At 48.5% G+C, this 18,534-nt stretch carries 18 protein-coding genes; 7 read left to right on the top strand and 11 right to left on the bottom strand.

Annotation, left to right across the window (positions count from 1 at the left end; all coding sequences use genetic code 11):
• The 4 genes from MYF79_RS00510 to MYF79_RS00525 all read right to left on the bottom strand — a co-directional run bounded on the left by MYF79_RS00510 (position 1) and on the right by MYF79_RS00525 (position 1,455).
• Positions 1-504, bottom strand: coding sequence for a hypothetical protein (locus tag MYF79_RS00510; protein ID WP_247812036.1), 504 nt, complete (start codon positions 502-504; stop codon positions 1-3).
• Positions 505-524: 20 nt separating this feature from the next.
• Positions 525-749 (bottom strand): hypothetical protein, encoded by a 225-nt coding sequence (locus MYF79_RS00515; RefSeq protein ID WP_247812037.1) that lies wholly within the window; start codon positions 747-749, stop codon positions 525-527.
• 44 nt (positions 750-793) lie between these two features.
• Positions 794-1,144, bottom strand: a complete 351-nt coding sequence (locus MYF79_RS00520; RefSeq protein ID WP_247812038.1) for an antibiotic biosynthesis monooxygenase family protein — start codon at positions 1,142-1,144, stop codon at positions 794-796.
• Positions 1,145-1,260: 116 nt separating this feature from the next.
• Positions 1,261-1,455 (bottom strand): hypothetical protein, encoded by a 195-nt coding sequence (locus MYF79_RS00525; RefSeq protein WP_247812039.1) that lies wholly within the window; start codon positions 1,453-1,455, stop codon positions 1,261-1,263.
• A gap of 51 nt (positions 1,456-1,506) precedes the next feature.
• Here MYF79_RS00525 and MYF79_RS00530 point away from each other — a divergent pair, with 51 nt between their 5' ends.
• Complete coding sequence (locus tag MYF79_RS00530; RefSeq protein WP_247812040.1) at positions 1,507-2,178, top strand: ArsR/SmtB family transcription factor; 672 nt, start codon at positions 1,507-1,509, stop codon at positions 2,176-2,178.
• Between the two features lie 588 nt (positions 2,179-2,766).
• Here the strand turns inward: MYF79_RS00530 and MYF79_RS00535 are convergent.
• Positions 2,767-3,738: a tetratricopeptide repeat protein gene (locus MYF79_RS00535; protein ID WP_247812041.1), complete on the bottom strand. Its 972-nt coding sequence runs from the start codon at positions 3,736-3,738 to the stop codon at positions 2,767-2,769.
• A 149-nt stretch (positions 3,739-3,887) separates the two neighbouring features.
• Between MYF79_RS00535 and MYF79_RS00540 the strand changes: the two genes are divergently transcribed.
• Genes MYF79_RS00540 through MYF79_RS00550 form a run of 3 tightly spaced genes read left to right on the top strand, consistent with a single transcriptional unit; the run spans position 3,888 to position 7,685 of the window.
• The gene (locus tag MYF79_RS00540) at positions 3,888-5,471 is read left to right on the top strand and encodes a flavin monoamine oxidase family protein (RefSeq protein WP_247812042.1); all 1,584 of its coding nucleotides are present in this window, start codon (positions 3,888-3,890) and stop codon (positions 5,469-5,471) included.
• A gap of 36 nt (positions 5,472-5,507) precedes the next feature.
• Positions 5,508-6,689, top strand: coding sequence for a pyridoxal phosphate-dependent aminotransferase (locus tag MYF79_RS00545; RefSeq protein WP_247812043.1), 1,182 nt, complete (start codon positions 5,508-5,510; stop codon positions 6,687-6,689).
• 12 nt (positions 6,690-6,701) lie between these two features.
• Positions 6,702-7,685 carry a Hint domain-containing protein gene (locus MYF79_RS00550; protein WP_247812044.1) on the top strand — a complete coding sequence of 328 codons (984 nt, stop codon included), beginning with the start codon at positions 6,702-6,704 and terminating at the stop codon, positions 7,683-7,685.
• 187 nt (positions 7,686-7,872) lie between these two features.
• On the opposite strand, the gene fusA is transcribed toward MYF79_RS00550, so the two are convergent.
• The 3 genes from fusA to MYF79_RS00565 form a co-directional block, all read right to left on the bottom strand.
• On the bottom strand, positions 7,873-9,987 hold the full coding sequence (gene fusA / locus MYF79_RS00555; RefSeq protein ID WP_247812045.1) for an elongation factor G: 2,115 nt from the start codon (positions 9,985-9,987) through the stop codon (positions 7,873-7,875).
• 723 nt (positions 9,988-10,710) lie between these two features.
• Entirely contained in the window at positions 10,711-11,454 is a 744-nt protein-coding gene (locus tag MYF79_RS00560; protein ID WP_247812046.1) for a DUF434 domain-containing protein, read from the bottom strand.
• A 63-nt stretch (positions 11,455-11,517) separates the two neighbouring features.
• Positions 11,518-12,141: an alpha-ketoglutarate-dependent dioxygenase AlkB family protein gene (locus tag MYF79_RS00565; RefSeq protein WP_247812047.1), complete on the bottom strand. Its 624-nt coding sequence runs from the start codon at positions 12,139-12,141 to the stop codon at positions 11,518-11,520.
• A gap of 49 nt (positions 12,142-12,190) precedes the next feature.
• Between MYF79_RS00565 and MYF79_RS00570 the strand changes: the two genes are divergently transcribed.
• On the top strand, positions 12,191-12,400 hold the full coding sequence (locus MYF79_RS00570; protein ID WP_247812048.1) for a hypothetical protein: 210 nt from the start codon (positions 12,191-12,193) through the stop codon (positions 12,398-12,400).
• A 139-nt stretch (positions 12,401-12,539) separates the two neighbouring features.
• On the opposite strand, the gene MYF79_RS00575 is transcribed toward MYF79_RS00570, so the two are convergent.
• Positions 12,540-13,688, bottom strand: a complete 1,149-nt coding sequence (locus MYF79_RS00575) for an alginate lyase family protein (RefSeq protein WP_247812049.1) — start codon at positions 13,686-13,688, stop codon at positions 12,540-12,542.
• Positions 13,689-13,753: 65 nt separating this feature from the next.
• Here MYF79_RS00575 and MYF79_RS00580 point away from each other — a divergent pair, with 65 nt between their 5' ends.
• Together MYF79_RS00580 and MYF79_RS00585 are read left to right on the top strand one after the other, a co-directional pair.
• Positions 13,754-14,590 (top strand): hypothetical protein, encoded by an 837-nt coding sequence (locus MYF79_RS00580; RefSeq protein ID WP_247812050.1) that lies wholly within the window; start codon positions 13,754-13,756, stop codon positions 14,588-14,590.
• A gap of 89 nt (positions 14,591-14,679) precedes the next feature.
• Positions 14,680-15,606 (top strand): family 16 glycosylhydrolase, encoded by a 927-nt coding sequence (locus tag MYF79_RS00585; protein WP_247812051.1) that lies wholly within the window; start codon positions 14,680-14,682, stop codon positions 15,604-15,606.
• A 100-nt stretch (positions 15,607-15,706) separates the two neighbouring features.
• Here MYF79_RS00585 and MYF79_RS00590 read toward each other — a convergent pair whose 3' ends face one another.
• Together MYF79_RS00590 and MYF79_RS00595 are read right to left on the bottom strand one after the other, a co-directional pair.
• Positions 15,707-17,746 carry a beta-L-arabinofuranosidase domain-containing protein gene (locus MYF79_RS00590; protein ID WP_247812052.1) on the bottom strand — a complete coding sequence of 680 codons (2,040 nt, stop codon included), beginning with the start codon at positions 17,744-17,746 and terminating at the stop codon, positions 15,707-15,709.
• Between the two features lie 260 nt (positions 17,747-18,006).
• A complete protein-coding gene (locus MYF79_RS00595; protein WP_247812053.1) occupies positions 18,007-18,504 on the bottom strand; it encodes a hypothetical protein in 498 nt (165 codons plus the stop codon).
• Positions 18,505-18,534: the final 30 nt, after the last annotated feature.

Here is an 18,534-nt window from a genome sequence, read left to right on the forward strand (position 1 = left end):
TTACAGTTGCTCACCCGGCTTCAGGGCTCTTCCACGCTGTTGCTCAGCAGCCGTGAATGCCTCATCAGAAAGCGCCCGGAATCCTTTGGGCGCTTTCGATGCCGGGCCCTTATAGATGCCTACGAAAGGTTTTGAGAATGTTTTGCGGGTTACAGGATCTGTCATCCTGAAATATTGCGGATACCAACCCTGTACCACCCGATGATCAGGCGCTGCCTGCTGTGCGGCCTTCGCCCTGTTCTCCAGGATCTTTTCCAGGGTGATCTTATCAACATCTTTTTCTTTGAAGAAGTAAACGCGGCGGCCCTTTAAGCCATTGCCGCTTTTGAATACCCCCGCATGATGCCATTCCGAAGCAAAGGCTTCAAGCTCTTTCGCACTGATCTTCGTGTTGAACTTCCTGGATAATAAAGTGGCTACCTCGCCAGCTTTCAACAACTGTTTATCTTCAGCATCCTGGTAATTCTCAGACTTTCCCTCCTGCAGATATTTACGCATCTTCATGAGGGAAAGTTACAATAATTCTAATTTTCGATCGTGATCTTCCCGTCTTTAGTGCTTCTCTGAACTATAGCCAGTGAGACCAATCCGAAACCGGCTAAAACCGCACCGCCCACAAAAGGGCAACCCGCACCTATAAGGTTTTCTATACGGGCAGAAAAAAGGAATGGCAAACAGAAGAGCATTCCGCCAACACCGGCTATGATAGCGGAGAATCCTCCTACGAGTACAATAGTTTTCAAAGACATAATTATTTCATTTAGGTATAGCTATACACAAGATATACTTTTGCTTATAATTTATCATGAAATTCCTGGCTATCGGTTGGCGCCTCTGTTCTTTCAAACATGCCATAATCACGGCTTACAGCAGCGATACGCAAACGATAGGTCTCAAACACATGATCACGTCCTGCCGATTGCGCCATACGATGCATCTCTGTATTCCGCCATTGCTGAATAGCCGTTTCGTCCCGCCAGAAGGACAAGGATAAGATCTTCCCCGGGGCAGTCAGGCTCTGGAAGCGTTCAATGGAAATAAAACCATCTATTTCCTCCAGCAAAGGACGCAGGGATGCAGCAATATCAAGGTATGCCTGTTTTTGTGTGTCCTTCGGGACCACTTCAAAAATGACTGCTATCATGTTCTTTTATTTAAGCGTTATTAACATACTATCCGGGATACGTGCATTTAACAGTGGCGCATACTGAATGAGCCTATCATTCAAACGTACATGCGGATAGTGTTCAAACAGCCAGCTCAGGGCTTCCGTCGCCATATCTGTTGAAAAGCGCTGCGCTGTACATTGATGGATGCCACCGCCGAAAGTGAGGTATGCACCGCCCATATACCAGCTGCCGCATCGAAACAAACAGGCATTTCCTGCAGGCGTTGCCTGTAAACAGCATAAGGGTCGGCCACTTCAGATTGACGGAATAATATCTTGTATGTCATGCTGCAAGATTAGCTAGCTTTACACACAAATACTTCAGTCCACACTTAAATATGGAAACAGCCTTTAAACATATCGCTGCCCTGATCGGCGATCCTACCCGCGCCACCATCTTATGGACATTGCTGGACGGGAAGGCGTTCACGGCTACAGAGCTGGCCATTGCTGCAGATACCTCTCCGCAGAATATCAGCATGCATCTCAACAAACTCGTACAGGCAGACCTTTTAAGTGTGGAAAGCCAGGGAAGGCACCGGTATTACAAGTTCTCGCGGAAGGATGTAGCCTATGCCATTGAGGCGCTGGCAAATCTCATTCCGGCAACACGCAATACGCCTGTTGTGGAACAGGATTCCGCCGTTAAATATTGCAGGACCTGTTATGATCACCTCGCGGGTAAAATAGGTGTGGCTATTACGGATAGTCTCATTACGCAGGAAATACTCTCAGATACATTTGACCTGAGCAGCAAAGGCAATAAGTGGTTTGGGAAAATGGGGATAGATATTGACACCCTGAAACAGCAGCGACGCACATTCATACGCCCTTGCCTCGACTGGAGCGAAAGACGTCATCACCTGGCAGGCGCTGTTGGCGCCGCGCTGCTGGACATGATGCTGTCGGCCGATTGGCTGCGCAAGACCAGGCAATCAAGAGCGATTGTTATAACCGCGGAAGGAGAGAAAATGCTGGAAAAGCATTTTAAACTGGCTATCCCGAATTAAACGTCGAGATGAGAATGGTGCGACGAATACATATTTGACATGGATTGTATTGTATGGGTTGCGCACAACACGTTGCACGACGCGTTGCACGACGACGACCCGGGGTTGCACGACACGTTGCACGACGATGACCCGGGGTTGCACCCCGCGCTACAAACACGGCGCTCCTAACGGAGCGGTGCAGCAGACGGCCAATTTGAATTCATGCATCAAAATATTCAGGAAATCAAAAACGATCTATAATGTATTCAACAAAACACATAGCTCCGTCAGGAGCTGCGTGTTTGTAGCCCCGGGTGACAACCCGGGGGTGTTTGTAGCCCCCGTGACAATCCCGGGGATGTTCGTAGCCCCGGTGGCAACACGGGGGTGTTTGTAGCCCCCCCGTGACAATCCCGGGGGATGTTCGTAGCCCCGGTGGCAACACGGGGGGTTTGTAGCCCCCCGTGACAACCCGGGGTATTTGTAGGCCCCCGTGACAACCCGGGGGTGTTTGTAGCCCCCGTGACAACCCGGGGATGTTTGTAGCCCCCGTGACAACCCGGGGGTGTTTGTCGCCCCGTGACAACCGGGGGCCAATCGGTTCCCTCACACCGTCCAGTGTTCACGGCGGATGATATCTTCCAGGCGGGCCTTGTCCGCCCCCATCTGGGGCTCCAGCCCCAATTGCTGCATTAGGCTGTAGCTGTTGATCACCCCTTCCTTGAACCAGGGCATTTCCTTGCTCAGTACCATCAGCTTGGCGAATCCTTTCATATGTTCACCTTTCTGGATGAGGTAATAGGCATGTGCCGCCCTGAAATGAGGATAATGGTAGAATTCACCTGCTATAGCATCCCAGCTGGCTTCAGTTACCGCCGGCTCCGATTTCAGCAACGCGATGGCATATACGGGGGAATGCAGGAGGTCGTGCTCGAAGGAGACCAGCTCCCCGATGCTCAGCGACTTCCGCTGATCATTAAAAAGCCTGATACGCAGCACTTCGTTATATAATTCGTGGGCACGTTCCTCTTTATGTGTAGCATGCAGGATATCGGCCAGGAGGATCTTTGCTTTCAGATGATTCGGCACCAGGTGCAGGGCCTTTTCAGCCCTTTCTTCCGCCTCTTTGTATTTGGTGAGGATGAAATAAGACCGGGCCACTGCCATATGAAAATTGGCATCCGTAAGGTCAGGACCGGTTGCATGTTCTGCTGCGATCTTCAGGGCATGCTCGGGGTAACGGTCTATATTGTAACGCTCTATGACCTGCCAGAGCTTCATGGATTCACCGATGGAGTTATCCAGGATCTTATAGATGATCCCTCTTCTGTCCCAGATGGACTTTACTTCTTTCCAGGCTTCAAATTCCTCAGGGAAAGCGATGGCGAAAGGAATTACTTCATTGGTTTCTTCCGAGCGTACCCTCATGCTCATCTCTTCTTTGGGTCTGCTGGTATAACGTGCGGCGGCTGCCAGGAATTCTTTGTCAAATAACTCTATGTCCGTCAATGCCGGAGCAGGAATGGCCTGCCCATTCTTATTGTTTCTAAGGCCAAATAAATTAGCGAAAAAGCCCATATCCGAAATACTGAATTGTTCCGCAAGATATACAAATTATATACATATTATTTATAATACCATTTGAATAAATAAGCGGGAACAGTCGCTAATTATTTCTAATTTACAGTAGGAAGCGAAGTATTCAGGATTTTTTATATATCAACCAAATGTCAATTTCAAGAAGAGCATTCTTATCCCAGACAGGGAAAGTAGCTGCTGCCTACCCCGCTATGCTCGCCCTGGGAATGTTACAGAGAGCACCCGCCCATGCCTTTGACCTGCAGGGAACCGGAAACGGTAAACGTATCGTTATTCTCGGTGCAGGCCTGGCAGGACTGACTGCTGCTTATGAGCTAACAAAGCTGGGATACCAGTGCACTATCCTGGAAGCACGCAACAGGGCTGGTGGAAGATGCTGGAGCATCCGTAAGGGTACCGTTCATCAGGAAACTGATATTGCGCCGCAGACAGCCGCCTTCGACAGTGATCAGTACTTTAATGCAGGCCCGTCCCGCATTCCGCATCATCATGAGCTGACCATGCATTATTGCCGGGAACTGGGTGTGCCCATACAGGTATACAATAATGTAAACGAAGCCACCTATTTCTTCAGTGAAGGCAAGGGCCCCCTTTCCAATAAGAAGATCAGGGCCCGTGAGATCCATAATGACCTGCGCGGCTATACGAGCGAATTGCTCGCCAAGGCCATTGATCAGCAGAAGATCGATACCGCCCTTACTAAAGAAGATACGCAGAAGGTCCTGGAATACCTCCGGGCAGAAGGGGGCCTGGACATCGACAAGCTATATAAAGCATCCGACAGGCGTGGCTTTGTTGAAGCGCCGGGTGCGGGCGACAAACCAGGGAAGATCGGCGATCCACACCGGCTGGCAGATATCATCTCCTCCGGCCTGGCAGACCCTGACTTCTACAACGTAGCAGAATATACGTACGAGTTACAGATGACCATGTTCCAGGCCATTGGCGGTATGGACAATATCGCCAAAGCTTTTGAACAGCGGGTGGGCAAGATGATCCGCTTCGGATGCGAGGTGACAGAGATTGTCAATCAGCCGGAAGGCGTAAAGATCCTCTACAAAGACAAAAAGGGCAGCAATGAACTACAGGCCGACCTTTGCGTGTGCACATTGCCACTGCCCGTATTGAGCAATATCCAGCATAATTTCTCTTCCGATGTAAGCCGGGCCATCGACAATGTGCCTTATATGATCACGGGAAAGATCGGCCTCCAATTCAAAAGAAGGTTCTGGGAAGAAGATGAGCAGATCTTTGGCGGCATCACCCATACCAACAATGACCTGACACAGATCTTCTATCCGTCCTACGACTATCTCAGTAAAAAAGGGATCCTGCTGGGCTATTACAATTTTCACGAGAAAGCGAAACGGACGGGCAATCTTACACATGCAGAACGCGAGAAACTGGCGCTGGAAAAGGGCAGCCTGATACATCCGCAGTATACGAAGGAGTTTGAAACCTCTTTCTCTGTGAGCTGGCATAAAACGCCCTACAGCATGGGAGGATGGGGCTTGTACACAGGCGCCACCAGGCAGACATTCTACAAGAGTTTATTACAGCCCGACAAACAGGTATACTTCGCAGGTGAACATACCACCTATCTGAATGCCTGGATGGCCGGCGCTTTTGAATCGGCCAGAAGAACGGTAGCTGACATTCATGCCAGGGTTACGGATCAACGTATCACTTATCCTACTGCCACCGGCAGTTAATGCAATAGATATTTTTTACAACCAAAACTAATTGCTATGAGTACCACCAACTCCATGAACAGGCGTGACTGGCTGAAGACCACAGCCCTGTTTACCGGAGGATTGACGATGCTTCCTCCGGCGCTCAGTCGCCTGCAGGCAGCACCTGCCACCCCTGTCGCCGGTAATAGCACGGCCTACGCCAACGACCTTGCGCTGGGCCCTAAACTGCCTGCCAACCTAAAAGCCAGACTGTTTGCCAACGAGAATCCATTCGGCCCTTCTGCCAGTGCAAAAAAGGCCATTATGGACAGTATGCTGACCAGCTACCAGTACCCCATCCGCCTGATGCCGGAACTGGAAGAAAAGATCTGCGCATATGAAGGCATCACGCCAGATATGCTGATGCTGAGCTCCGGCTCTTCTCCCCTGCTCTTAGGCACTGCTGTCAGCCTGTGCAGAGACGGCGGCAACATTGTTACTGCAGATCCTACTTACGACGATCTCCCGACCCGTTGCGAAAAGGTGAACGCCAAATGGATCAAGGTACCACTGACCAAAGAATATACACATGACCTGGACGCGATAGAGAAAGCTATTACGCCGGATACCAAACTGGTGTACATCTGTAATCCCAACAACCCGACGGGTACCATTGTAGACAAAGACAAACTGAAAGCATTCTGTGAACGCGTGTCGCAGAAAGTGACGGTATTTGTAGATGAGGCTTATATCGACTACCTGCCCGATGCGGCTGCTACTACCATGATCAGCAGTGTGAAGAAAGGACAGAACATTATCGTGGCACGTACTTTCTCCAAAGTATACGGACTGGCAGGCCTGCGTTTAGGTTATATCATCGCACAGCCTGCCACCATTGCGAAACTACAGCCACACACCTCCTGCAGCTGGGCGGCCCTCTCAGCGCCCGCCATCAGTGGCGCACTGGCCAGCTACCAGGACCAGGCCTATATGCAGGAAGTAGTGAAGAAAACAACTGAGAGCAAACAGTTCCTCTACGATACACTGAAAGCCGAAGGTTACAGCTACATTCCTTCTCACACCAACTTCGTTATGTTCCCGCTTAAAATGGACGGAGAACGTTTTGCAGAAGAGATGTTAAAACGGAGCGTAGGTCTACGTAACTGGAAACTGAACAACCAGGATTGGTGCAGGATCAGCATCGGACGCATGGATGAAATGCAGGCATTTGCAGCTGCATTCAAGGAATTATCTTAATTAACAGACTGTATGAAAAAATATCTGCTCACATTACTTTCCTCTCTTTGCATATTGCAGGTGATGGCGCAATCCCGCCCTATCACCACTGCCGAATATGTGAAAGCCAAGACCTTTACGGTAAAAGACCTGGACAATGATACCTACGTAAAGTTCAACAATGCTTATGTATTGGACCGCTATGAAATGCGAAAGCCTTATTTTATTACCGGCGACGATGGACAGAAAAAAAGGATAGACCTCTACCGGCTGATAGCGAAAGACAGTATGCAGGACATTGCTACCGTAATTTTCTACACCAATGAAAGCGGCAAACTGTATACAGCCGTCATGCCACTGTTCAACAGCAATGCTGATATCTGGAACCAGTACTTTGAGGATATTCATGCCATTGATAAAGTGGAGAAGAACTACGTGCTGAAACTGTCTTACGTATTGTCCAAAGAATTCAGCTACCAGTTGTACAAGGCCATGAATGCGGGTAAGAATGTAAAAGACGAAGCCGGTACTTATGGCACTGATATCTGTTTTCCGGGCGACCAGCTGGTGACACTGGCCAATGGTGCGCAGAAGGAACTGCGCGACATACAGCCGGGAGATGAGATCATCAGTCCTGATGCGGCTACACACCAGACCAGCACCATTCGCGTAAAAGAACTGGTGAAACACACTGCCGAAAATTATGCCATCACCCGCCTGCTGGTGATGCATGCCACAGAAGAGGATGCAGCTGGTATACATGTGGTGACCTTGTCAGGGAAAGTATTACAGGCAACGCCGAACCATCCGGTGCTGACCATTGCAGGCAAAAAGCAGATGGGCACCATTACTGCAGGCGATCAGCTGCTTTGTATGGATGAACACACCAAAACACTCGTCACATATACTGTTGTTAATAAAACGGAAGCTGCCGGAGGCAAGCAACCTGTCTACAACATCATTGCTGAAGGCGGAGATGCCTTTATGATGAACAATATCATGGTATTACAGAAATAAAGTAGAGTGCTGAGCGTACAGGCGCAGGAAATCGCTTATAGGTTCAGGACTTTCCATCAGGTATTCGAACAGAAGGAGGATGTATCAAAAAATAAACGAAGGTTCTTAGAATACTTAAATGAATACCTGGCCCCATCAGGTATTCAAACAGGAAGCGGCTGCATCAATTGATACAGCCGCTTCTTAATTAAAGCTCCGCCAACACTTTACCGGCCGTACTGCCAGCCGCCTGCTGAAGCACTTTAGCGGCAATGTTATTAGGCGCCGGCTGATAATCCTGGAAGGTGACAGATACCGCAGCTCTTCCCGAAGAAAGCGTGCGCAAGGTGGTTACATATCCAAACAGTTCTGCCAGCGGCACTTCCGCTTTGATATACTGAGCACTCGCCTTCATTTCCATTCCCCTGATCACACCACGGCGCCTGTTGAGATCACCGGTAATAGCACCGGTAAATTCTTCCGGCAGGGTCACTTCCACACTCATGAAAGGCTCCAGTAAACGGGGAGCAGCTTTTGCAGCTGCTGCGCGGAATCCTATCAGGGCAGCATGTTCGAAGTCCAGCGCATGAGAGTCTTTCTCATGGATGTCGCCATCCAGCAAACGCACCCGCATGGATTGTACGGGGTAGCCTGCCAGCACGCCGTTCTGCATCGCTTCTTCAAATCCTTTCTTCACAGATGGAATGAACTCGCGTGGAATAGCGCCACCGGTGACTTCATTGACAAACTCAAGACCTTGTTGTCCGTCTTCACGCGGCGACAGCTCGAACACGATCTCAGCAAAGTTACCCGACCCACCATTCTGCTTCTTATACACTTCCTTGTGTTGCACCGCTTTGGTGAACACCTCTTTATAGGCGATCTGCGGTTGTCCTTTATTGATCTCCAGCTGATAGTTCGCTGCCAGTTTCTCCAGCACAACTTCCAGGTGCAATTCCCCCATTCCTTTGAGGATGGTTTGACCGGAAGCGGCATCCACGCTTACCGACAAGGTAGGATCTTCTTCTACCAGCTTAGCAAGCGCTTCGCCCAGCCTGTTCACATCTTTGGCCACTTTCGCTTCAATAGCGTATCCCATCATGGGCTCAGGGAAGCTGATCTTTTCGAGCAGTACAGGCCTTTCCACGTCAGACAGGGTATCGCCTGTACGCACGTCCTTCAGTCCAACCACAGCACCAATATCACCAGCGCTGATCACATCAGCGGTTTCATACTTGTCAGACATGATACGCATCAGGCGACTGATACGCACCTTCTTACCTGTACGGCCGTTCCACACGGCATCACCTGTACGTAAAGTACCGGCATATACCCTGACAAATGTCAGCTTGCCTGCATAGTCATCAGAGATGATCTTGAAGGCCAGCGCAGCAAACGGACTTTCTTCCGTAGTAGTTATCTGCAAACTTTCTTCCGTTTCCGGATCAGTAGCATGGATCTCCTGCACATCAGCCGGAGCAGGCAGATAACGGACTACTGCATCCAGCAAAGGTTGTACACCTTTATTGCGATAAGCGGCGCCTGCCAGTACAGGGATAACCTGCATCTGTAAGGTAGCTTTGCGCAGGGCACGGTAGATCTCAGTGACGGATACCATAGCAGGGTCAGTGGTATAGCTTTCAAAGACACCTTCATCATACAATGAAAGTTCTTCCAGCAGATTAATACGCGCCTGTTCCGCTTCTGCCAGCATGTTGGCAGGAATATCAGTAACGGTATATGTTTTACCATCCTGACTATCCCATACATAAGCCTTCATAGTGATCAGGTCAATCACGCCGGAAAAAGCGTCTTCCGCACCAATGGGCAATTGCACAGGCACAGCGTTCGTATGCAATACCTCACGGATCTCATTCACCACACGACGGAAATCTGCTCCCTGCCGGTCCATCTTATTGATCATCACAATACGTGGCACATGATAACGGTTAGCCTGCTGCCACACCGTTTCAGACTGCGGTTGTACACCCGATTTTGCACAGAACACAGCAATGGCGCCGTCCAGCACGCGCAGCGAACGTTCTACTTCCGCAGTAAAGTCCACGTGTCCGGGCGTATCTATAATATTCACCTGGTATTTATTACCATCCAGTTGCCACCAGGTAGTGATGGCCGCAGAAGAAATGGTGATGCCACGTTTCTCTTCCTGCGGATCGCTATCCATGACGGTATTTCCTTCATCAACACTACCTAACTTGTGTGTAAGTCCTGTATAATACAGCATGCGTTCTGTAACGGTTGTTTTACCGGCATCCACATGCGCCATGATCCCTATATTCCTGAATTGTTCCTGTCGTTTCATTTCTTTTGATTTTAAAGCAATAAAAAGCCTTCCGCTCTGGTAACGGAAGGCTCGCTGCAATATGCATAGCACTATACGTTACCGGACATGCCGTGTAAAGAATATTGTCAATGTTTTGATAATTGCTATCATATTGCTGTTATAAATGTTCTTAATGATAATGTAGTTGAAATACGATATTGTTCAGCTATGCGGACATACATGTCCTATGCAGCAGTTGTATGTAACTGCCGGCATGTAACTAAACTTTTTGCCTGAAGAAGGTGGGGGAGACAAATAAAAAGGCCCCTTCGGATGAAGAGGCCTCTGAAGAATATCCAGACACAATATTAACCTCTCATATCCGGGCAAGGATCTGCCTCCCCGTCCTTAATTAAGACAATGCAGGTGCTTGCAATTACTGCCCTGATAGCAGCATTTGCGTTGAACGCTGATTGATATGAAAGAATCTGTTTCATTGTGATTAATGCTTTTAAAATTCGCGTACAAATGTACGAAGAATTTCGATATAAAAAACAAGTGGCATGTCGGGGATGGTTGTGCTGACCACAGTGAGATCAGGAGGAGAAAGGGCTAAAAGCTTGCAACGGTCCTGTTGAAGCGAAAACCCAAGGCTCAATAAATAGTGCAGGGAGATTGTTACTTCCAGTGTCTACCCATTCGGAGATTTGTAAAATTGTAAATTTGTAAGAGTGACTCCATTCATTGAATTGATCACGATACTTACAAGTGTAATGAAGGATCTACTATATTCAACTGTCTGTTCTTTTCACTATTGATGATCCATGCACCCAGGTTAAACCAGGCGGCACATTCATCCAATATCCAGGCATCTGAACTGCACACTGTTTTATCGCCTGCTATCAGGAATTTATCGGGCGAATTCTCAAGATGGATCTCCCAGGGAAATTGATATTGCGCTGCCAGTTCATAACAAAATGCTTTCAACTTTCCACTATTGGAGATGGGTGCATCGAAGATCCAGACCACTTTTTTTATCTGCAGTTTGCGAAGTGTTTCTCCTATCAATACCAGTACATCTCCGGTTTGATTCATCATTTTATAGGTACCGTGAACAGATGATATATCGCGGTAACATCCATCCAATCCTTTAAATACGAAACCGCCGGAATAAATAGTTTCCAGGAGGATTAAGAGGTTAAAACCATCTATGTAGATCGTTTTATGTATTAGTTCATCAGGATGTAGTTCCTTACTTTTTCGCCGTTCCAGTTGTTGTGCGGAGGCGCTCATTCCCTGCAAAGCCAGCAACTGGCGTTTGATCAGGTTGTATCTGTTGCCAACCAATGCCAGGGAAGCCTTCGGCGGGTAATCCCTGCTGAGCAGGTAATGCATATCTTCCAGCCCCTGCCTTAACTGTTCCTTAGCGGCGGCTGTTCCGAATAATGATTGATCTTCCGGATGTTTTTCCTGGTTTCTTTCGGCTTGCAGTTCGTTATTGTCCATAGCAGGGAATAATAAATAAAGACGCCTGGTAAGGCATTTCCCTCAAATTTATAACCTATGTCACTAATTAACGTAATAAACAGGTTTTCCAGGCTCCGATATACGGAATGTGAGGTTGATACGGGCCCCGATCTTCCGGGATGTTTTAGGGATATGATGTTCGTAAAGGTCCTGCATGGTTTCTCCCATCAGCAGGAAACTGCCATGGGTCAAAGGGATGTCCAGGGTTTCTGCCCCTGCATGTTGCTTAGGTCGCACCTTAAAGATCCTGGTTTCTCCGAAGGTGACAGAGGCGATGGCATGATGTCTCCCATCTGCAGGTAAATAATCGCTGTGCCAGGACACGGAATCATTCCCGTCCCGGTAGTAGTTCAGTAACACCCGGTCAAATTCGATACCGCACTCTGCTTCTACCTTAGCCTTAATATCCAACAGTTCGGTGGTCCATTCAAAACCATTGGAGCCGCCATAATAGGCAGTTAAACGGGGATCCGGCAGGACCCTGTCATACATTTTCCGGGTTCGCTGTTGCCAGGGGGTGGTTTCCTTGAGTATTCTGAAGTATTTATCTGACTCTGCCTTAGTGAAAAATTGCTCCCAGAGCCTTAACTCTGTGCCGGGCAGCTGAAAGTCTACGAAACGCCTTATCCCCTCATCAAACAGTTCACAATCATCAAAAAGTTGCATAGATCACAAAGATAGGGAATGGCACCGAAATACTAAAATTTTTAGCATTTTGATGACATCTATTATCGCCATCCATGCTCCTGGTGTGACGGTTCCCCAGGGCGAAAACCCGGGTGGACGGTTCCCCGGGTTGAAAACCCGGGGCTACAAACACGTTGCTCCTAAAGGAGCAGGTTATACAGACGTTCCGCGGGTGTTCAACCGGCACAAACACGTTGCTCCTGGCGGAACAGGTTATAATGCGGTTCAGCGGGTTTGAAATCGGCGCTACAAACACGTTGCTCCCGGCGGAGCAGGTTATAATGCGGTTCCGCGGATTGGAAATCGGCACTACAAACACGCGGCTCCTGGCGGAGCAGGTTATATTGTTCTTCCGCGGGTTTTCAGTACCGCCTTCATTATAGCCATATCAGCGGATGCCGTACCGGTAGATTACGTACTACCTCTGCATTGGAGGGTTGATGATCCAGTTTCTTCCAGGTATCCAACCATTCCTGCTGCTGGTATGCGGTTGCGCCAAATACCAGGAAGGGCTGTGCCACCGGCCATTCATCCCAATACATCACGTCCTTTTTGTAAGGCCATTTCGCCTTATCCGCCACATAGGGGTAGAGAAATGCTATTCCTTTTTTAATGCTACGGCCGTCTGGCAACTTGTAGGCCCATAAGTCGTTTTCCTTGTCGGAAAGGATCTGGCAAATGGTGACCATGGCATCCAGGTTGAACAGGGAATACCCATAGGGCTTCGTTCTGGCCAATTCCAGGGGGAAACTACCGTCGGCAGCCATCTGGTTAGGTAACAGCACCTGCTTGTACCTGTCCCTGCAAAATCGTAATAAAGCGGTGTCCTGGGTAAGGCGGGCGAAGCAGGCAGCCTGCATCACCCAGCAGGTACCGTGGTTGTTCTTCGCATTCATTTCATCTTTACCATACTGATGTGTGGTAAGCCAATGGAGATAATCTGCAAACCATTCATGAATGCCTTTTGCCAGTTCCTTATCGAAGGCAGGATTGCGCTGCATGACCAGCACTCCCTGGGCCACCTCCATCAGATGAATAGCGTCAATAATGCCAATACCTCTGCCCGTGAACCGGCCTTTAATAGCCTGTGCATACTGCAGGTTGGGATGCATGCGTGTAGCAGTATCCGTGAACCACGCCCTCAGATGCGGGAGGGATTCGCGGATATATGCAGCATTGCCCGTGATACGATAAGCAGCAGCCAGCGCACCTATAATGCGGCTGAAACGGATCATTGCATGACGATGTGCAGCAAAATTGTCAGGATTGGTCATACCATCCCGCTGGATATAGGGGCTATCCGGATGGGCAGGGTCAGGCCACCAGTAATCGCCTTCAGAGTAAAAATCATGCTTACCGCCTGCACTGCGCTTACAGGTTGCAGCAGTGACCGTTACGGGCGCCTGTTGCTTCGCCCAGGCAGCTTCTTTGAGTACCTGCTCACGCAGTACATTGACAATAGTTTTATCAGGCGGATCGAAGGCGCTACACAATAGCAGTATCAGTAAAATCGTAAGGTGCTTCATGGGTTATCAACATTCTGTTCTACATAATACAAAACTCCTGTGATAATTTTTCCTAAATTGCTCCGATGAGAAAAGGACTACCTATATTTATCCTGACTGCCAGCCTGTTTTGTTTGTCATCCTACGGACAGGCACTTCAGCCACTTGATGTAGCAAAAGCGATCTTCGACCCGCATGTCTCACCTGATTTCGCCGGTAAACACGCCACGGGCGATTATAGCGGCCGTCCGAACGGACAGGACTTTTCCCCTGAAACAAAGCTCTCCTTTCTGCCCATCTATCAGTCTAAGGAAAAAGCAGTGGTGGCAATGACCATTGCAGACAATAAGGGTAAAGCAACAGACAAATACCTTTTCTTCACAAATGATAGTGCGCAATGGAAAATGTATGCAATAGCAACGCCAACGCTGGCACGCCTGCACGAACACAGGAAGAATGAGATGGAAGCCATTACAGCAACCGAGCTGGATAGCCTGCTCGCCATTTACAAGCAGCAGGAATATGCCCCCTTTAAAAGTAAAGAAGAGTTCTCTTTTATATTGAACAGCCTGAGGCTGAAGCTGTCGCCGGATGATAGTCTTGTGGCTCATTTCTACAAGCATGAAGCAACCTTTAAACAATTGTTGAAGGAGGTAAATAAGACATCAAAATCTCCCGAAACAGAAACACCGACCTTAGTAAATACCCGCACACCTGCATACAGTCCTTTGCTGATCAGCAATGTTACCACCGGTGGATTTCTGCCTGCGAAATGTATCGACTTTCATATCATGAACGACCAGGTAGGATATCTTTATGCGCCCCACAAAAAGTATCTGCCTGACTTAAATCCAGACAAGGTCATGATGTTAAGACCGCTGGGAGGCGGATGGTACTTATATAAAGTAGCGATCTATTTATAGTGTGTTATTTTTTTCCATGGTATCAAAGTATGTTTTATTGCTGTTGTCTAACCTGTAGACACCTATTTAGCAACGCAAAAAATGTAACCATGAGAAAAACACAATTGTTATCTTATTGCCTTCTGGCAATTGTAGGCATCACTGCCTGTTCGAAAAAGAATGACGAAAGCCCGAAACTCAACAACGAAACAGCGCTTGCAGCAGCTGAGCCACCGACTGTACAGGTACCCGGCGTTTGTGAATACGACCTGGATGAAGCTGCATTAAAGGCACAGGGTTATACTAAAGTATTTGAAGACAACTTCAATACACTTGACACTACTAAGTGGGATCGCTGGAACAGTGGCGGTTATAACAATGAACTGCAGCTGTATACGCCTAAAAATCTCCGCATTGTAGATGGTAAATTATTAATTAAACCTGTAAAGGAAACAGTGACCGGGGCGACCGATCCTGACGATCCTACGAAGAAAAAATTCGATTTCACTTCCGGTAGAATTGAATCCCACTACAACTTCAAAGCATCTACCACTACTCCTAAAGTGCGCATATCAGCCCGCATAAAACAACCGCTGGGCTTCGGTATGTGGCCAGCCTTCTGGTCGTACGGCGGCAATTGGCCGACTAACGGAGAACTGGACATCCTGGAAGGATTTGGAGAAAGGAATCTCTACAACACCAATATATGGTATGGCAGCACCGCCGGTACTCCGGATCACGACTATACGCTTTCAATGACATATGTACAATCGCAATCTGATCTGACCTCCTGCTATCATGTATATGAAGCGATCTGGCAGAAAGATACGGTTACCTTCCTGCTTGATGGCACCGTTACAAGGAAACTGGTATCATCAACACCGGCCGGTCGGTTCATTCCAAAGTTCTTTAACAAAACGCAGCACATCACACTGAATGCTGCTATTGGCGGAGATCAGTTTGGCACTATTGATCCATCACAGGTGGTATTGGGAGACACCTATGTAGATTGGGTGAGAGTATATACCGCTAAATAATGAATGAATAAAAGAAAGACAGCCGGCGGCGTGTCTGCCGGCTGTCTTATCGTATGCTGCATGCATGAAAACAAGATGCTGCTCCTGTATTTCATGTTGCCTATCTTCCCACCACGGGGAACTGCGATATCCTGAGTTTTGTACAGCCGTATGGCACCAGTATGACATCTTCCGCCTCGCCCGTCTCCAATCCATACGTCATAGTATAAGGAATTGGCCCGCTCATTTCATTGTATAAATTCCAGGAAGGAATACGTTTAGCCTTTGTTTTGATCAATACAGGTGCATGGTCCAGCGTCCAGGGATAGCTGACGGTACTGTCTTTCTTTTCTACTATATATTGCTCCTGTAACTTATCGTCAGGCACCTCTATCAGGCCATAGTTCCATGGTGTAGCAGGCCGTACTTCATAATAGGCAGCGCCATATTCTATCGGGTCTTTATCATTTGTGACCTTACTTATTTTCTCACCTATTTTCAGTGCATAGGTAATCGGTCCGCGTTCAACAGACATGGCGTTTTCATACCACCTGCTCTTAGAGATCTGCATAGGCAGAAGCAACTCTACCACATCACCCGATTTCCAGGTACGGTCTACCTTTACGACCTGGTTGCCTTCTACTTCTTTCCATAGTTGTCCGTTTACTTTCACTGTGGCCTGTTTACACCAGGCGGGAATGCGGAGATGAAAAGGGAATGTTACAGATGGAACCTTCTTTCCGGTGGATAATGTGAAGCGGATGGATTCTCCAAACGGATAGCTGGTCTCCTCTTTAAAAGAGATCACCGTCTTGTCGCCCACATAAGTAGTTACTTCACTGGGCGCATATAACAGCGCAGCAATGCCTTTGTCGGCGGTAGCGTACCAGAGGTTCTGCGTAAACTTCGGCCAGCCCTGATGCATGTTGGAAGTGCAGCAGGGATACCCGGAGAGCAGGCCATAACAAAGATCTGTACCGCTATGGTTCACATCAAAGTTGCGGGTATGCCGGGTGGCCACTACCTGGTTAGCCTGCTGGAAATATTGCCTTTGAATAAAATCTTCCGCTATCTGGGAAGGCAGGGCGTTGAATGCGATCTTCTCCAGCAGATCGGCATAACTGACATCTCCGCTGATCTCCAGGATGCTTTCCAGTGTGAACATCATTTCCACAGCGGTGCAGAGTTCCGAACCCTGTGTTGGATTATTACCATGCAGGGCTTCGTCTCCGCCATAGAGGCCATGGGCCATGCCGTTGTATTTCCGCAGATCATCAAAGCCTGTTTTGGTAGCCTCCAGGTATATTTTATCCGGATGTTGCTGATAATAAATAAGTGGTTCCTTCATACCCTGCGCCAGGTTCACCCCGTGAATACTGCCGGGACGGCGTAACATATCACTGTGCAGAAAGGCTTCTGTAAAATCGAAGGTCTGCTTGTGCATGAGATCCGCCAGTTCCAGCAGGAACTGATCGCCGGTGATATTATAGAGCCAGTATATCACCATGAGGTTATCGCCCGCACGGTAGCGGCCCCAGAAAGACCAGTGATCCAGGGGGAAGGTGGGCAACTGTTTCAGCTGATACCTGAAATAATTGGTCAGCAGGCTAATGACCCGCTGATCGCCGGTAGCTGTGTAATACTGTTTCAGCACTTTCAGCATGACCATTTTGGGCCACCAGTCGCGGCTATTGTCGCGCTGTATGCCCGGTTCATAAGGATAGTCACGGGAGGGACCAAAATAGCCATCGGGCTGCTGGCTGTTAATAGACCATTCTACCCAGGGCTTCACCCGGGCAATCAGCGCAGTATCTTTCAGGATATAGGCCAGGGGCAGAAGCCCGTCGATCCAATAAGGTCCCCGCTCCCATTGGTCGCCATCGCCACCCAGCCAGCCATTTCGCGGGCCCATTACCAGTGGGTACAATTTGTCCAGCTGACCGGTAGCGCCTTCCTTCTGGTTGAGCAGCATGGTTTTAAGCCATCCCTGTGGCTCGATGGCGCCTAAAGGCAGTTCGATATAAGGTTTCTGATAGAGTGGAGCACGGTTGCCGGTATACGGCCGGACCTGAGGCTTCATTTGTGGTGTCTTCTTCACCTGACCTGTAACCGTGCAAGAGAGACCTGTGATGAGCAGTGGAATGATAGCAATGTTCTTCATATAAAATGCTTGGCATGAAAATAAGAGGAAGGGTATTCCCCCGTTATGTTGTCTTCTGGTTGAAACCCCGGGGCTACAAACACGCGGCATCCGGGCGGAGCCGATCGTCGTGATTAAACCTCTTGTGTTGTTTCCCGGGGCGGCACCGGTGAAGGACTAAAATATAAAATAAATGCCGACTATCCTGCTGCTTATCATTCAACGAAAAAAGGGCTGCACCATATGTTGATGCAGCCCCTTTCGATTATCAAAGTGAGGTATTATTCCGTCACGGTGAATGTTACTTCATTTACTTTGGTAAGACCACTCATACCGCTGTCCTGGTAGATCACTTTATACTTTCCGGGAGCGGTGATCTTGTACCCTGTCAGCAGGTCGATCTCGGCAGATACCTTGTTTTTAGCAGGAACCTTGATGTAAGCGTCTGCAGGAGGAGGCATGATCCTTTTTGCCATAATGCCCTTGTACTGGACAGGCTCGCCTTTGCTATCCTGGATGTCAAAGTAAGAGTTCATGAACTTCTCAAAGGGGGTATGCCATTTACAGAACTGCAATTCCTTTCCGGAATTGTTGGTCACGGTAAATTTCAGCATAACAGGAGCGCCCACTTTTACTTTTTCGGGTACAGACATGGTGGTAACAAGTTCCTCTGCTGTTGACGGTACAGATGTGGTAGATGCTGCTTTCTGCGCATGTTTGCAGGCAGTGAATGAAAAAACGGACAGACAGGCTGCCAATGTGATAAGCTGGTTTCGCATTTAATTAAATTGAGGGGTGAAAATTAAATT

The organism is Chitinophaga filiformis (genome assembly GCF_023100805.1).
GTDB lineage: Bacteria > Bacteroidota > Bacteroidia > Chitinophagales > Chitinophagaceae > Chitinophaga > Chitinophaga filiformis_B.

What these genes read in the sequence shown, in the direction of transcription:
- MYF79_RS00540 (WP_247812042.1), top strand. Translation starts at nt 3,888, where the DNA reads ATGTCAATTTCAAGAAGAGCATTCTTATCCCAGACAGGGAAAGTAGCT.
- MYF79_RS00530 (WP_247812040.1), top strand. Translation starts at nt 1,507, where the DNA reads ATGGAAACAGCCTTTAAACATATCGCTGCCCTGATCGGCGATCCTACC.
- MYF79_RS00595 (WP_247812053.1), bottom strand. Translation starts at nt 18,504, where the DNA reads ATGCGAAACCAGCTTATCACATTGGCAGCCTGTCTGTCCGTTTTTTCA.
- MYF79_RS00515 (WP_247812037.1), bottom strand. Translation starts at nt 749, where the DNA reads ATGTCTTTGAAAACTATTGTACTCGTAGGAGGATTCTCCGCTATCATA.
- MYF79_RS00510 (WP_247812036.1), bottom strand. Translation starts at nt 504, where the DNA reads ATGAAGATGCGTAAATATCTGCAGGAGGGAAAGTCTGAGAATTACCAG.
- MYF79_RS00535 (WP_247812041.1), bottom strand. Translation starts at nt 3,738, where the DNA reads ATGGGCTTTTTCGCTAATTTATTTGGCCTTAGAAACAATAAGAATGGG.
- MYF79_RS00520 (WP_247812038.1), bottom strand. Translation starts at nt 1,144, where the DNA reads ATGATAGCAGTCATTTTTGAAGTGGTCCCGAAGGACACACAAAAACAG.
- MYF79_RS00560 (WP_247812046.1), bottom strand. Translation starts at nt 11,454, where the DNA reads ATGGACAATAACGAACTGCAAGCCGAAAGAAACCAGGAAAAACATCCG.
- MYF79_RS00565 (WP_247812047.1), bottom strand. Translation starts at nt 12,141, where the DNA reads ATGCAACTTTTTGATGATTGTGAACTGTTTGATGAGGGGATAAGGCGT.
- MYF79_RS00525 (WP_247812039.1), bottom strand. Translation starts at nt 1,455, where the DNA reads ATGACATACAAGATATTATTCCGTCAATCTGAAGTGGCCGACCCTTAT.
- MYF79_RS00590 (WP_247812052.1), bottom strand. Translation starts at nt 17,746, where the DNA reads ATGAAGAACATTGCTATCATTCCACTGCTCATCACAGGTCTCTCTTGC.
- MYF79_RS00575 (WP_247812049.1), bottom strand. Translation starts at nt 13,688, where the DNA reads ATGAAGCACCTTACGATTTTACTGATACTGCTATTGTGTAGCGCCTTC.
- MYF79_RS00550 (WP_247812044.1), top strand. Translation starts at nt 6,702, where the DNA reads ATGAAAAAATATCTGCTCACATTACTTTCCTCTCTTTGCATATTGCAG.
- MYF79_RS00545 (WP_247812043.1), top strand. Translation starts at nt 5,508, where the DNA reads ATGAGTACCACCAACTCCATGAACAGGCGTGACTGGCTGAAGACCACA.
- MYF79_RS00585 (WP_247812051.1), top strand. Translation starts at nt 14,680, where the DNA reads ATGAGAAAAACACAATTGTTATCTTATTGCCTTCTGGCAATTGTAGGC.
- MYF79_RS00580 (WP_247812050.1), top strand. Translation starts at nt 13,754, where the DNA reads ATGAGAAAAGGACTACCTATATTTATCCTGACTGCCAGCCTGTTTTGT.
- fusA (WP_247812045.1), bottom strand. Translation starts at nt 9,987, where the DNA reads ATGAAACGACAGGAACAATTCAGGAATATAGGGATCATGGCGCATGTG.